General features: G+C 68.3%; 12 protein-coding genes. 6 read left to right on the top strand and 6 right to left on the bottom strand.

Annotation, left to right across the window (positions count from 1 at the left end):
* Nucleotides 1-2: 2 nt before the first annotated feature.
* Together ACXYX3_RS22630 and ACXYX3_RS22625 are read right to left on the bottom strand one after the other, a co-directional pair.
* On the bottom strand, nt 3-1058 hold the full coding sequence (locus ACXYX3_RS22630) for a thiolase domain-containing protein (protein WP_458609083.1): 1056 nt from the start codon (nt 1056-1058) through the stop codon (nt 3-5).
* A 13-nt stretch (nt 1059-1071) separates the two neighbouring features.
* Complete coding sequence (locus ACXYX3_RS22625) at nt 1072-2064, bottom strand: Zn-ribbon domain-containing OB-fold protein (protein ID WP_458609082.1); 993 nt, start codon at nt 2062-2064, stop codon at nt 1072-1074.
* A 58-nt stretch (nt 2065-2122) separates the two neighbouring features.
* On the opposite strand from ACXYX3_RS22625, the gene ACXYX3_RS22620 reads away from it, so the two are divergent.
* The 3 genes from ACXYX3_RS22620 to ACXYX3_RS22610 are packed head-to-tail and all read left to right on the top strand — an operon-like array spanning nt 2123 to nt 5131.
* Entirely contained in the window at nt 2123-3154 is a 1032-nt protein-coding gene (locus ACXYX3_RS22620) for an LLM class F420-dependent oxidoreductase (protein ID WP_241205482.1), read from the top strand.
* A gap of 43 nt (nt 3155-3197) precedes the next feature.
* Nucleotides 3198-3914, top strand: a complete 717-nt coding sequence (locus tag ACXYX3_RS22615) for an acetoacetate decarboxylase family protein (protein ID WP_458609081.1) — start codon at nt 3198-3200, stop codon at nt 3912-3914.
* An 11-nt stretch (nt 3915-3925) separates the two neighbouring features.
* Nucleotides 3926-5131 (top strand): cytochrome P450, encoded by a 1206-nt coding sequence (locus tag ACXYX3_RS22610; protein WP_458612189.1) that lies wholly within the window; start codon nt 3926-3928, stop codon nt 5129-5131.
* Between the two features lie 81 nt (nt 5132-5212).
* Here ACXYX3_RS22610 and ACXYX3_RS22605 read toward each other — a convergent pair whose 3' ends face one another.
* A complete protein-coding gene (locus ACXYX3_RS22605; RefSeq protein ID WP_458609080.1) occupies nt 5213-6022 on the bottom strand; it encodes a crotonase/enoyl-CoA hydratase family protein in 810 nt (269 codons plus the stop codon).
* A 70-nt stretch (nt 6023-6092) separates the two neighbouring features.
* On the opposite strand from ACXYX3_RS22605, the gene ACXYX3_RS22600 reads away from it, so the two are divergent.
* The 3 genes from ACXYX3_RS22600 to ACXYX3_RS22590 are packed head-to-tail and all read left to right on the top strand — an operon-like array spanning nt 6093 to nt 10455.
* Entirely contained in the window at nt 6093-7745 is a 1653-nt protein-coding gene (locus ACXYX3_RS22600; protein WP_458609079.1) for an acyl-CoA synthetase, read from the top strand.
* A gap of 12 nt (nt 7746-7757) precedes the next feature.
* Entirely contained in the window at nt 7758-8879 is a 1122-nt protein-coding gene (locus tag ACXYX3_RS22595) for an NAD(P)H-dependent flavin oxidoreductase (protein ID WP_458609078.1), read from the top strand.
* A gap of 19 nt (nt 8880-8898) precedes the next feature.
* The gene (locus ACXYX3_RS22590) at nt 8899-10455 is read left to right on the top strand and encodes an acetolactate synthase large subunit (protein ID WP_458609077.1); all 1557 of its coding nucleotides are present in this window, start codon (nt 8899-8901) and stop codon (nt 10453-10455) included.
* Here the strand turns inward: ACXYX3_RS22590 and ACXYX3_RS22585 are convergent.
* From ACXYX3_RS22585 to casI, 3 genes are read right to left on the bottom strand one after another with little or no spacing between them, the layout of a single operon-like run.
* Complete coding sequence (locus tag ACXYX3_RS22585) at nt 10452-11594, bottom strand: Rieske 2Fe-2S domain-containing protein (RefSeq protein WP_458609076.1); 1143 nt, start codon at nt 11592-11594, stop codon at nt 10452-10454. The two genes, ACXYX3_RS22590 and ACXYX3_RS22585, sit on opposite strands and share 4 nt — an antisense overlap.
* Nucleotides 11591-13186 carry an FAD-binding protein gene (locus ACXYX3_RS22580; RefSeq protein ID WP_458609075.1) on the bottom strand — a complete coding sequence of 532 codons (1596 nt, stop codon included), beginning with the start codon at nt 13184-13186 and terminating at the stop codon, nt 11591-11593. Before ACXYX3_RS22580 ends, ACXYX3_RS22585 begins: the two co-directional genes overlap by 4 nt.
* A complete protein-coding gene (gene casI, locus ACXYX3_RS22575; RefSeq protein ID WP_458612188.1) occupies nt 13179-14813 on the bottom strand; it encodes a steroid-22-oyl-CoA synthetase in 1635 nt (544 codons plus the stop codon). Before casI ends, ACXYX3_RS22580 begins: the two co-directional genes overlap by 8 nt.
* Between the last annotated feature and the right edge of the window lie 19 nt (nt 14814-14832).

The raw sequence follows: 14832 nt of genomic DNA, 5'->3' as shown, positions 1-14832 counted from the left end.
GATCACTTACCCTCCAGGACGGCGACCAGATTCTGTTGCAGCGCAGGCCCGCTCGTCGCGTGTGCCAGGACGCGGGAGGCCTCACCGGCGAAGATGTGGCGGGCGGCCTCGCCGATCCGCTCCAACCCCGTCGAGAACATCGGGTTCGCGGCCAGCGCACCGCCGCTCGGGTTGATCGTCGTCGAATCACCCAGCCCGATCGCCTCCTTCAGGATCAAGTGCTGGTGGCTGAACGGCGCGTAGATCTCCGCGATGTCGATCGACGACGTGTCACCGCCGGTGGCCGCCTGGGCCGATGCCGCCGTGGACGGCGAGTCGGTGAGATCGCGGGCGCCGAGCACCGGGGTCTCGATGCGATGCTCGATGCCGGTGATCCATGCGGGTCGTTCGCGGAGCTCGCGAGCCCGATCGCCGGCGGCCAGCACGATCGCCGATGCGCCGTCGGTGATCGGCGCGATGTCATGACGGCGCAACGGTTCTGCGAAGTAGGGCTGAGAGAGCAGCTCGTCGACGCTGCTCCCGGACTGCAGACGGTCCACGCGGGGGGACGCCTGCTGGGCGTCCAGCGCCACCTGGGCCATCTGCTCGGCCGTCCACTTCCCGGAATCGAGGCCCAGACGCGCCTGCAGGCCGGCCATGCTGACGGAGTCGGGCCACAGCGGGGCCACGGTGTAGGGGTCGGTCTGCAGGGCGAGCACGCGGCGCAGCGTGCCCGCGCTGGACTTGCCGAAGCCGTACACCAGGGCCGTCTCCACCTCGCCGGTGAGGATCTTGATGTAGGCCTCGTACAGCGCCCACGCGGCGTCCATCTCGACGTGGGATTCGTTGATCGGCGGCACCGCGCCGATCGAATCGATCGCCGAGATGAATGAGAAGGCGCGCCCGGCAAGGTAATCCGACGATCCGGAGCACCAGAAGCCGATGTCGGACTTCGTGATGCCGAGATCGTCGTAGATCTCGGCGAAGCACGGCATCAACATCTCGACGCCGTTGGTGGTGCCGTCGGTGCGGCGCACGTGCGGAGCGTGCGCGAACCCGACCACTGCTACGTCAGTCATTGTGTGTGCCCCTCTAGAGGTGATGCTTGTAGGAGTCGTACTCGGCGTCGGGTTCGCCGGTCGGCCGGAAGTACTCGATGTTGTCGATGCCCAGGCCCCACTGGTCCTGCGGCTTCCACACCGCTTCGACGCGCATGCCCATCCGCACCTTGTGAGCCTCGATGTCAGAGACGAGGTGCAGCACAGGGATGTCGGCCCCGTCGAGCAGCACGTAGGCGGCGACATAGGGCGGCTTGATGCGCTGGCCCGCGAACGGGATGTTGATGATCGCGAACGTCGTGACGGTGCCTTTGTCCGACACCTCGATGAACTGGTCGAGCGGCTGACCGGTTGCCGGGTTGGCCTCTTTCGGCGGGAAATACACCTTCCCGTCCTCCCCGGACCGCGCCCCCAGCAGGGTGCCCTTCTCGAGCGCGCGCAGGAACGTGCTCTCGGGAAACGATGCGGTGTGCTGGATTTCAATCGCCGACGGGGAGATCACCATGGTCACCGGATCGAGTCCCTCGGCAGGCGCCGGAGTCTCCTCCGCCTGTTCACCGAGCTCGAAGTACGCGATGTCGGTGATCGCGCCGACGGTGTCCTCAGCCCAGTGCACGTGCACGCGGGCGCCGGTCGTGACCGCGTCGGGTCCGTCGGCGGCCACGGCGTGCAGTAGGGCGGTGTCGGCGCCGTCGAGGCGGATCAGTGCCCACGCGAACGGGCGGTCCAGCGGTTGGCCCTCCAACGGGTGCGCCTGCCACGTCCAGGACAGCACGGTGCCGACGCTCTCGACCGGAACGACCTCGGTCAGGGCCTCGGAGGTGACGGGGTCATACTCAGCGGGCGGAACGTGGACCCGGCCGTCGGAACCACGGACACCGACAACGCGTCGCTCACGCAGAGCGGTGAAGAACTCACCGAGGAGTGGTCCCACTGAACGGGTGTAGTCGAATGAGAGCCTCAGCGGCGCTGACAGCGGCGGCTCATGGGGATCGATCTGCACCGGACTGCTTTGGCTGGTGGTCACGGCATCGAGTAGAACAGGTTCTAAGAATGGTTTCAAGAACGGGTGTGGAGGCGACCGCATGAAGTTGGGATTGCAGCTCGGATACTGGGGCGCACAGCCGCCGGAGAACCATGCCGAACTCGTCGCGGCCGCCGAGGAGGCGGGCTTCGACACGGTGTTCACCGCCGAGGCGTGGGGCTCCGACGCGTACACGCCGCTGGCGTGGTGGGGCCGCGAGACCAGCCGGATGCGGCTGGGCACGTCGGTCATCCAGCTCTCCGCCCGCACCCCCACCGCGTGTGCGATGGCGGCCCTGACGCTCGATCACCTCTCGGGCGGCAGGCACATCCTCGGGCTGGGTGTGTCCGGACCGCAGGTCGTCGAGGGCTGGTACGGCGCGAAGTTCCCCAAGCCGCTGGCCCGCACCCGCGAGTACGTCGACATCCTGCGCCAGGTCTGGGCGCGAGAGGCCCCCGTGCACAGCGACGGCCCGCACTATCCGCTGCCGCTGACCGGTGAGGGCACCACCGGGCTGGGCAAGAACCTCAAGCCGATCACCCATCCGCTGCGTGCCGACATCCCCGTCATGCTGGGCGCCGAGGGACCCAAGAACGTCGCGCTGGCCGCCGAGATCTGCGACGGCTGGCTGCCGATCTTCTATTCGCCGCGCATCGCGTCGATGTACAACGAGTGGCTCGACGAGGGCTTCGCGCGGCCCGGTGCTCGCCGGACCCGGGAGACATTCGAGATCTGCGCGACCGCGCAGGTCGTCGTCACCGACGACCGGCCCGCGATCATGGAGCTGATGAAGCCGCACCTGGCGCTCTACATGGGCGGAATGGGCGCCGAGGACACCAACTTCCACGCCGACGTGTATCGCCGGATGGGGTACGCCGAGGTCGTCGACGACGTGACGAAACTGTTCCGCAGTGACCGCAAAGACGAGGCGGCGAAGATCATTCCCGACGAGCTGGTCGACGATTCCGCGATCGTCGGCGACCTGGCATTCGTGCAGGAGCAGATCAAGGCCTGGGAGGCCGCCGGGGTGACGATGATGGTGGTGGGTGCCCGGTCGACCGACCAGATCCGGGATCTCGCCGCGCTGGTGTAGACAGATCTTGCTGACTGTCTAGAACACGTTCTAGATTGGCGGTGTGAGCCAACACACCATTGCCGGGACCGTGCTGACGATGCCGGTGCGGGTGCGCACCGCGCACCAGCACACCGCCATGTTCGTCGTCGACGCCGATGCCGCGCAGCGAATGATCGACTACAGCGGGCTACGGGTGTGCCGTTTCCTGGGCAATCGCGCGATGGTCGTGCTCATGCTGATGCGCTACGAGGACACCGACCTCGGGCAGTACTGGGAGTACGGCACCAACGTGATGGTGAACCCGCCGGGCTCTGATGCGACAGGCCTCGCCGCGCTGCAGTCGGCCGGTGCGTTCGTTCACCATCTTCCCGTCGACCAGTCGTTCACGCTGGAGGCGGGCCGCACCATCTGGGGTTATCCGAAGGTGATGGCGGACTTCACCATTCGTGACGGCCGACGGTACGGATTCGACGTCACCATCGACGGCGCGCACGTCATCTCGATGGACTTCGCGCCGGGTCTGCCGGTGCCCGGCCGGTTCACCGCGCGCCCGCAGGTGCATTCGACGTACTCCTACGCCGACGGTGTGATCCGGGAGACGCCGGGGGAGATGCGGATGACGGGCGTGCGTTATCGACCCGGCGGCGTCCGCGTCCGCCTGGGCACCCACCCTTACGCCGCCGAACTCGCGGCACTGGGATTGCCGAAACGCGCCCTGGTGTCCAGTTCGGCTGCCAACGTGGACATGACTTTTGCCGACGCCAAGGAGATCGTGTGACCGCCATGCAGATGGGCATCGCCCCCGCCAAGCCCGACGTCGATCTGGCGGACGGCAACTTCTACGCTGACGGGCGGGCTGCGCGGGAGGCCTACGCGTGGATGCGTGCCAACCAGCCGGTGTTCCGCGACCGCAACGGCCTGGCCGCCGCGACGACCTATCAGGCGGTGCTCGACGCCGAGCGCAATCCCGAATTGTTCTCCAGCACAGGCGGTATCCGTCCCGACCAACCGGGCATGCCGTACATGATCGACATGGACGACCCAGCCCACATCCTGCGGCGCAAACTGGTGAACTCGGGCTTCACCCGCAAGCGGGTGATGGACAAGGTGCCCTCGATCGAGCGGCTCTGCGACGCGCTGATCGATGCGGTGTGCGAGCGCGGCGAGGCCGACTTCGTCCGCGACATCGCCGCACCGCTGCCGATGGCCGTCATCGGCGACATGCTGGGGGTGCTGCCGTCCGAACGCGACAAACTGCTGGAATGGTCCGACGACCTGGTGTGCGGGCTGTCGTCCACGGTGGACGAGCAGACGATCCAGAAGTTGATGGAGACCTTCGCCGCCTACACCGCCTTCACCATGGAGGTGATCGCCGACCGGCGCGCGAACCCGACCGACGACCTGTTCTCGGTGCTGGTCAACGCCGAGGTCGAAGGCCAGAAGATGAGCGACGACGAGATCGTCTTCGAGACGCTGCTGATCCTCATCGGCGGCGACGAGACCACTCGCCACACGCTCTCCGGCGGCACGGAACAGCTGCTGCGGCACCAGGATCAGTGGCAGCGGCTGACGAGCGATCTCGAGCTGCTGCCCGGCGCCATCGAGGAGACGCTGCGCTGGACGTCGCCGGTGAAGAACATGTGCCGCACGCTGACGGCCGACACCGAGTTCCACGGCACGGCCCTGAGTGCCGGCGAGAAGATCATGCTGATGTTCGAATCGGCGAACTTCGACGAGTCCGTGTTCGGCGATCCGCAGAACTTTCGCATCGATCGAAACCCGAACAGCCACCTCGCCTTCGGTTTCGGCACACACTTCTGCCTGGGCAATCAGCTGGCACGCCTCGAGCTGAAGATCATGATGACCAAGGTGCTGACCCGGCTGCCGGATCTGCGGCTGGCCGAAGAGGGCATGCTGCCGCTACGGCCGGCGAACTTCGTCAGTGGACTGGAGTCGATGCCGGTGGTGTTCACGCCGTCGGCGAAGGTGCTCTGACACTCACCCCGGCCGCCGAGTGTGCGTCCTGATACGCCCGCCGCGGCGTGTCGCGGATGAAACCGCACACTCGCGGCGCCGCTACTTCATCTGGAAGTTGGGGGCCCGCTTCTCCTTGAACGCCCGCGGGCCTTCCTTGGCGTCCTCGGAGAGGAACACCGGGATGCCGTTGGCGGTGTCGGGCTTGAACGCCTCCTCCTCGTGCATGCCCTCGGTCTCGCGGATCGTCTTGAGGATCGCCTGCACAGCGAGCGGACCGTTGTTGTTGATCACCTCGGCGATCTCGAGCGCCTTGTCGAGCGCGCCGCCGTCGGGCACCACGTGACCGATCAGACCGTAGGACAGTGCCTCGGCGGCGGTGATGTGACGACCGGTCAGCAGCAGATCGCACGCGATCGTGTAGGGGATCTGGCGCACCAGCCGCACGGCGGACCCACCCATCGGGTACAGGCTCCACTTCGCCTCGGAGATGCCGAACTTCGCGCTCTCACCGGCGATCCGGATATCGGTGCCCTGCAGGATCTCCGTACCGCCTGCGATCGCGGGCCCCTCGACGGCCGCGATCAGCGGCTTGGTCAACCGCCGGCCCTTCAGGAGCGCCGGGATCGAGGAGGGGTCGTAGCTGCCTTCTCTGAAGGAGTCGCCCGGCGGCTTCGCCGAGGCGGCCTTGAGGTCCATGCCGGCGCAGAAGTAGCCACCCGCGCCGGTCAGGATGCAGGTGCGGATCTCCGGATCGTCGTCGACGCGATCCCACGCCTCGACCATGATCGCCATCATCTCGCCGGACAGCGCATTGCGTGCCTGTGGCCGGTTCATCGTGACGATCAGCGTGTGTCCGCGCTGCTCAACCAGGCAGTCGGGCTGCTCTTGCGAATTCTGCGCGTCACTCACGGATCAGGCCGCCTTCCAGCGTCGTTGCCATAGACTTGTCTGGAAATGTAACACGTTCTAGTTTAGAGCCGTGGCCCTGAACATCGCCGATCTCGCCGAGCACGCCATCGACGCCGTGCCTGACCGTGTCGCCCTCATCTCGGGCGACGAGCAGCTCACCTACGCCGAGCTCGAGGAGAAAGCCAACCGGCTCGCGCACTACCTCCTCGACCAGGGCGTCAAGAAAGACGACAAGGTCGGGCTCTACTGCCGCAACCGTATCGAGATCGTCATCGGCATGCTGGGCATCATCAAGGCCGGCGCGATCCTGGTGAACGTCAACTTCCGCTACGTCGAAGGCGAGCTGAAGTACCTGTTCGACAACTCCGACATGGTCGCGCTGATCCACGAGCGCCGCTACGCCGACCGGGTGGCCAACGTGCTGCCCGAGACCCCGAACGTGAAGACCATCCTGGTCGTCGAGGACGGCACCGACGAGGACTTCCAACGCTATGGCGGGGTGGAGTTCTACGCGGCGCTCGAGCAGGGCTCACCCGAGCGGGACTTCGGTCCGCGCAGCGAGGACGACATCTATCTGCTCTACACCGGGGGTACCACGGGCTTCCCCAAGGGCGTGATGTGGCGCCATGAGGACATCTACCGGGTCCTGTTCGGCGGCACCGACTTCGCCACCGGCGAACCGATCGCCGACGAGTACGACCTCGCCAAGCAGGCGGCGGCGAATCCGCCGATGGTGCGCTACCCGATTCCGCCGATGATCCACGGCGCCACGCAGTCCGCCACCTGGATGTCACTGTTCACCGGGCACACCACCGTGCTCGCGCCCGAATTCGACGCCGACGCGGTATGGCGCACCATCCACGAGCACAAGGTCAACCTGCTGTTCTTCACCGGTGACGCGATGGCCCGTCCTCTGCTGGACGCGCTGCTCGCACACCAGGACGCCGGGAACCAATACGACCTCGATTCGCTGTTCCTGCTCGCCAGCACCGCCGCGCTGTTCTCCACCAGCCTGAAGGAGAAGTTCCTCGAGCTGCTGCCCAACCGGATCATCACCGATTCGATCGGCTCGTCGGAGACGGGCTTCGGCGGGACCAGCGTGGTGGCCAAGGGGCAGTCGCACACCGGCGGCCCGCGCGTGACGATCGACAAGAACACCAAGGTGCTCGACGAGAACGGCAACGAGATCGAGCCGGGATCGGGTAAGCGCGGCATCATCGCCAAGTGCGGCCACATCCCGGTCGGCTACTTCAAGGACGAGAAGAAGACCGCGGAGACGTTCCGTACCTATCACGGTGTGCGGTACGCGATTCCGGGCGATTACGCCGAGGTGGAGGCCGACGGCACCGTGACGATGCTGGGCCGCGGGTCGGTGTCGATCAACTCAGGTGGGGAGAAGATCTACCCCGAAGAGGTGGAGGCCGCGCTCAAGGGTCATCCCGACGTGTTCGACGCGCTCGTGGTCGGTGTGCCCGACCCCCGGTTCGGGCAGCACGTGGCCGCGGTCGTGCATCCCCGCGAGGGAAGCAAGCCGACGCTCGCGGACCTCGACGCGTTCGTGCGCAGCGAGATCGCGGGGTACAAGGTGCCGCGCAGCCTGTGGCTGGTCGACGAGGTGAAGCGATCGCCGGCAGGCAAACCCGATTACCGGTGGGCCAAAGACGTGACCGAGGCGCGGCCCGCCGACGAGGTCCACTCCAAGCACGTCGCCACCAGCTCCTAGGCAGGAACCACCATGAGAACCGAACTCTGCGATCGCTTCGGCATCGAGTACCCGATCTTCGTGTTCACCCCATCGGAGAAGGTGGCCGCAGCCGTCACCAAGGCCGGCGGACTCGGGGTGCTCGGATGCGTGCGCTTCAACGATGCCGACGACCTCGAGAACGTGCTGCAGTGGATGGACGCCAACACCGACGGCAAGCCCTACGGCGTCGACATCGTGATGCCCGCCAAGGTGCCGACCGAGGGCACATCGGTCGACATCAACAAGCTCATCCCTGCCCAGCACCGCGAGTTCGTCGACAAGACGCTCGCCGACCTCGGCGTGCCCCCGCTGCCCGCCGACGAGGAGCGCTCCGAAGGCGTTCTGGGATGGCTGCATTCGGTGGCGCGCAGCCACGTCGAGGTGGCGCTCAAGCACCCGATCAAGCTCATCGCGAACGCGCTGGGCTCACCGCCCAAGGACGTCATCGACCAGGTGCACGAGGCCGGTGTGCCGATCGCCGCGCTGGCGGGTTCGGCCAAACACGCTGTGCGGCATGCGGACAACGGCGTCGACATCGTCGTGGCCCAAGGCCACGAGGCCGGGGGACACACCGGCGAGATCGGATCGATGGTGCTCTGGCCGGAGATCGTCGACGCCCTCGACGGCACGACCCCGGTGCTGGCGGCCGGCGGCATCGGCACCGGGCGGCAGGTCGCGGCGGCGCTGGCCCTTGGCGCGCAGGGGGTCTGGATGGGCTCGGCCTTCCTCACCTCTGCCGAATACGACCTCGGCGTGCGCCTGGACTCGGGTCGGTCGGTCATCCAGGAAGCCATGCTGACCGCGACATCGGCCGACACGGTGCGTCGCCGGATCTACACCGGCAAGCCGGCGCGACTGCTCAAGAGCCGCTGGACGGACGCCTGGGACGCCGACGGTGCACCCGAGCCACTGCCGATGCCGCTGCAGAACATCCTCGTCAGCGAGGCGCATCAGCGGATGAGCGAATCGACCGATCCCACCGCGGTCGCGATGCCCGTCGGGCAGATCGTGGGCCGGATGAACGAGATCCGGCCCGTCGCCGACATCATCGCCGAACTGGTCAGTGGATTCGACGAGGCGACGAAACGGCTGGACGGCATCCGCGGGGCCTGAGCCGGCGTATAAAGCAGGGGTGAACGGCGCGCACTCCCTGCTCACCACGTTGGTCGACGCCGGCGTGGACATCTGCTTCGCCAACCCCGGGACGTCGGAGATGCACTTCGTCGCCGCGCTCGACTCGGTCGGCGGCATGCGCGGCGTGCTCACGCTGTTCGAGGGCGTCGCCACCGGCGCCGCCGACGGCTACGCCCGTATCGCGGGCACGCCCGCCGCGGTGCTCCTGCATCTGGGGCCCGGCCTGGGCAACGGCCTGGCCAACCTGCACAACGCGCGCCGCGCCCACAGCCCCATGGTCGTCGTGGTCGGCGACCACGCCACCTACCACAAGAAGTACGACGCCCCTTTGGAATCCGACATCGACGCGGTCGCGGGCACTGTCTCGGGCTGGGTGCGTCGCACGATGCGCCCCGAGGACGTCGCCGCGGACACCACCGCCGCCCTCGACGCGGCGCGCCTGGCAGCGGTGGCGACGCTGATCCTGCCCGCCGACGTGTCGTGGAGCGACGGGGAGGCGCGCGAGGCGGCCGAGGCGGTACCGGCCGACCACATTGTCGACGACGAGGCTCTGCACGCGGCCGCTGCGGCCCTGCGCTCCGGCGAACGCACCGTGCTCCTCATCGGCGGCGACGCCACCCATGGGCCGGGACTGGCAGCTGCCGTCCGCATCGGCGATGCCACGGGGGCGACGGTGCTGTGCGAGACGTTTCCCGCCCGGCTCCAGCGCGGCGCGGGCGTGCCGGCCGTCGACCGACTCGCCTACTTCGCCGAGGCCGCCGCCGAACAGCTGGCCGGTGCCCGGCACCTCATTCTCGCCGGGGCCCCGTCGCCGGTGTCGTTCTTCGCCTACCCGGACAAGCCCAGCGACCTCGTGCCCGCCGGCTGTGCGGTGCACGTGCTGGCGTCGCATCGCGGAGCGGCAGCCGCACTGGAACGTCTCGCCGACGAGGTGGCACCGGGCACCACCGCGAATGTGGCGCCGGCCCAGCGCCCGGCGCTGCCCAGCGGCGAGCTCACCGCGTTCTCCGCGGCCGCGGTGATCGGCGCCCTGCTGCCCGACGACGCCATCGTGGTCGACGAGTCCAACACCGCGGGGGTGGGCATCGCCGCGGCGACGGCCGGCGCGCCGGCCCACGACGTCCTGACGCTGACCGGCGGCGCCATCGGCTACGGCCTGCCCGCCGCGATCGGTGCGGCGCTCGCGGCACCGCACCGTCCCGTCCTGGCCCTGCAGGCCGACGGTTCGGCGATGTACACGATCTCGGCGCTGTGGACGCACGCCCGCGAGAACCTCGACGTGACGACGGTGATCTTCAACAACGGTGCCTACGACATCCTGCGTATCGAGCTGCAGCGGGTCGGGGCAACCAGCGGGACCGAGCCCGGCCCCAAGGCTCGGGAGCTGCTCGACTTACGTTCGCCTGCCGTCGATTTCGTGCGTGTCGCCGAGGGTTTCGGGGTGCCCGGCCGGCGCGTGCGTACCGCAGAGGAGTTCGCCGCCGCGCTGGCCGACGCGTTCGCCGAGCCGGGCCCGCACCTGATCGAGGCGATGGTGCCGTCCCTGCTGGGTTAACTTCGCGGGGTCTGCCCGGCCGCGTCAGCCCGCAGGTTCTCTTCCACTTCCTGCTGCCAGAGATCGTTGGCGTGGGTGGTGTCGACTTCCTGCTCGAAGCGGTCGGTCATGTCGGGGGTGACGTCGGCGGCGTCGACGTAGAACTGTTCGTACCAGCGCCGGTGCTGGTACACCGGGCCGTCCTCCTCGGTCAGCAGCGGGTTGTCGATGCGGGACTTGTTCTTCCAGATCTCCACGTCTTCGAGAAAGCCCTCGCCGAAGCTACGGTTCATCGCCCCGGCCAGCTTGGCGGCCTTGTCCGCGGGCAGGCCGGGCATCGCGGCCACCGACACGCCCCACTGCAACATGAAGGAGTCGTGGGTGACGGGGTAGTGGCAGTTGATCAGCGCCACCTCGACGGTGAAGCCGGGCGCGAGGTCGTTGTGCAGCCAGTTGATCATGTACGCGGGACCGAAGTACGTGGCCTCCGATCGCAGATAGGTTCCCTCCCAGAGCTTTTCCGGGTCGGCGACGTAGTCGGGCCGAGGCTTGGACTCCATGTACTGGCTGGCGGTGTGGCCTTCGATGACGTTCTTGAAGTACGTCGGGTAGGCACGGTGGATGTAGAAGAAGTGCGCCATGTCGACGTTGTTGTCGACGATCTCGCGGCAGTGCGATCCTTCGATCAACACCGAACTCCACTGCCACGGCGACCACCGGCCCTCGTCGTACCCCTCGATGGTGGGCGGGGTCAGCTCCGGGGCCGGCGTCGAGCCTTCCGGGTCGTGCCAGACCAGCAGCTGACCGTTGACCTCGGTGGTGAGCCAGGCACGGGTGCGCGCCATCCGCGGGGTGCGCTTGGCATACGGCACCAACGAGCACCGGCCGTCTCCGCGCCACCGCCAGTCGTGGAACGGGCACGCGATGTCGTCGCCTTTGACGGTGCCCTGGGCGAGGTTGCCGCCCATGTGTCTGCAGTAGCCGTCGAGGACCTTCAGCTCGCCGGCCGAATCGGCGAACACCACCAGCAGCGTGCCGAAAGCGTTGATGCCGTGTGGTTTTCCGTCCCGGAAGTCCTGCACGAGACCCAGGCAGTGCCAGCCCCGGGCGAAGCGCGTCGGCGCGGCGCCGGTGTCGATCTCGCGAACGGGCTCAGTCATGGCGTGGTCCTTCCTGTCATGTCCAGCACGGCCAGGTGGCTGAACACCATGGAGGTGCCGATGGGGTTGCCGCCGCCGGGGTATGCGGTTCCGCTGGGGGCGGCCATGGTGTTGCCTGCCGCGTACAGGCCGGGGATCACTGCTCCGGTGGTGTCGAGCACCCGGGCCGACGTATCGGTGCGCAGACCTCCCTTGGTGCCCAGATCCGAGACGCCGAAGGCGGCAGCGTGGAACGGCGGTCGCTCGATCGGGCGCAGCGGGGACGCGCCACCGGAGAACGCGCGATCGTAGGGTTCGCCGCCCCGGTCGAAATCCTCGTCCACCCCGCGGTGGGCGAAATCGTTGAACCGCCGCACCGTCGCGACGAGATTGCCCGGCGGAACGCCGATCACTCGGGCCAACTCCTCGAGAGAGTCTGCGCTGCGCCACAATCCGGCGTCGACGTAACGCTGTGTGTCCACCATCGACACGTTGGGGGCCTTGACCGGCGGTACCGGACCCTCACCGTCGTCGTACACCATCCAGTACGGCAGGGTGACCGACCCGTCGGCCATCGCGGTCAGCACGGCGCGCCCCAACCGGTCGTAGGCCGCGGATTCGTTGGTGAACCGCCTGCCGTGATCGTCGACGAAGATGCCGCCGGTGAACCACAACGCGAATGCGGCTGTGCCGTCGGGATGCATCAGACCCGGTGACCACCACGCCTGATCCATCAGGTCGGTGGCGGCGCCGGCCGTGATCGCGGCCAGGTGCGCGAGCCCACGGTTCGACGGCGGCCCCATCGTGTCGCGGGAGCTGCCCGGCACGCCGTATCGCTCCCGCATCTCGTCGTTGCGCTCGAAGCCGCCTGCGGCCAACAGAACCCCACGCCGTGCGCGGATTGCGCGGCTGCCCTGCGCGTCGGTGACGACCGCGCCGACCACGGCACCGTTGTCGACGATGAGCTCGGTGAGCGCCGTGCTCAACCGCGTCTGCGCGTGCGGGAAGCGGCGCAGCGCGATCAGGAACCGGGCGATCAGCGCCCGACCGCCCACGAAGTAGTCGTCCGGCTGCGGATGCCCCAGACGATCGGTGTCGAGAGGACCCCGAATGAGCTCTCGAAGATCCGGCGCGGCCGCGACTTTCAGCGGCTTGGCGGCGATGTGTCGCATGCCGTCGGCGCGCGCCTTCGGTGCGTGTCCGAAGTAGTCCGGCCAGGGCAGCAGCGAGAACTTCAGCTGCTCGTCGGCCTCCAGGTAGGCGATCAGCGGGGCTCCGCTGCGGACATAGGTTTCGCGCAGCGCGGCCGGGGTGCGGTCGCCGACGACGGCGTTGTAGTACTCGAGCGCGTCGTCGATGGTGTCGTCCTGTGCGTCGCCGTAACCGGCGCGCTGGAGAACGGGGTTGCACGGGAACCACATTCCGCCGCCACCGGAGTAGGCCGTGGTGCCGCCGAACGTCTCCGACGCCTCGACCAACACGACCTCGAGACCTTCGCGGGCCGCGGTGTAGGCACCCGTGACGCCGCCGGCGCCCGACCCGGCGACGACGACGTCGGTCTCGGCGTCCCAGTACTGAATGGTCTTCGCGCGAGCGCTCATCCCGTCAGACATGGCGTTCCCTTCCGTGGGCCGCGAACTCCGCGTCGAGCGCCTCCTTGTCGGCGACGGTCATCATCCGGTACACGGGCGAGCCCCGGCCCGCCCAGCGATACACCGGCTCATCGGTGTGCCACCGCTGCGCCTGCAGGTCCCGCTTGAGCACCTTGTTCGACCCGGTCACCGGTAGGTCGGCAGACACCCGCAGCAGCCGGGGCGCGCCTTTGGTGCCGAGATCCGGCTGCGCGTCGAGGAACTCGGTGAACTGGCCGACGTCGAACCCGCACGGGTCGGCGACCTCCACCGCGGCCATCACCTGATCTCCGGAGCGGGGGTCCGGCACGCCGTACACCGCTGCGGCGATCACGCCGCTGTGCCGGCGCAGCACGCGTTCGATGGTCAGCGCCGAGATGTTCTCGCCGTCGACCCGGATCCAGTCGCCGCGCCGGCCCGCGAAGTACAGGAACCCGGCGCCGTCCACATAGCCGAGGTCACCCGACCAGTACCACCCGTTGCGGGTGCGCTCGGCCTCGGCCGCGTCGTTGCGGTAGTAGCCCTCGAAGTCGCGGGCGCCGCGGCGGTCGACGATCTCGCCGACCGCCTCGTCGGCGTTGCACACCCGACCTGTCTCATCGAGAACCGCTGCTGGACAGGTTCGTAACGTGTCCGAGTCGACGACGACGACGTCCGCGTGGGCGGGGCGGCCCAGCGCGCCCGGCGGCGCCTCCGGATCGGGTGCGGCCACCGCGCCGCCCTCACTGGAGCCGTACCCTTCGAACAGCTCGGCTGCGAAGCGGCGGCGGAATTCCTTCTGGTCCTCGGGCGAGGCCTCGGTGCCGAAGCCGCGCTGCAGCGGGTTGTCGGCGTCGTCGGGCAGCTCAGGGGTCGCCAGCAGGTAGCCCAGTGCCTTGCCGACGTAGGTGAAGAACGTGGCGCCGAAGAAGCGCACGTCGGGTAGGAAGCCCGACGCCGAGAACGTCGGGGTCAGGCAGACGGTCGCGCCATTGGCCAGGGCCGGCGCCCACAGCGCCATCAGGGCGTTGCCGTGGAACAGCGGCATGCAGCAGTAGTCGACGTCACCGCGGTGGTGACCGAACTTCTCGGTGGCCGTGTAGGCGATGCGGGCCAGCCGGCCCTGCGTGCATCGGACGGCTTTCGATGTGCCGGTGGTGCCGGAGGTGAACAGCAACAGCATCAGCGTCGTCGCGTCCACGCCGGGCGCAGCCTCGGCCGGTGCCCCGCGATGTCCATCGACGAGGTGGCGGTACCGCAGATCGTCGACGCACCAGATCAGCTCGGCGTCGACGCCGTGGTCGAGAGTGCGTAGGCGCTCGGCGCCGGCCGTGTCGGTGACGACCATCGCGCAGTCCGCGTGCCGAATGTCGGCCGCCAGATCACGCGCACCACGGGTGGGATTCAGGCCGACGACGGTGGCGCCGGCCAACGCCGCTGCGCCGAGCCAGAACACGAACTCGGGCACATTGGGCAACAGCACACCGATGTGAAACGGTGCGTTCCCGGGCTTTCGGGCCAGTGCCAGCGCCGCCCGGGCCGTCGAACACGCCACCACGTCGTCCCAGGTCCAGGCCTGCTCGCGGGTGCGTAACCCGGGGTGCGTGTCGTCGGCCCGTGCCAGCAGCATCGACGAGATGTCGGCGTGT

It is taken from the genome of Mycobacterium sp. Panama NTM2 (assembly GCF_054355555.1).
Note: the sequence above shows the minus strand (reverse complement) of the source record. Positions and strands in the feature narration are given on the sequence as shown.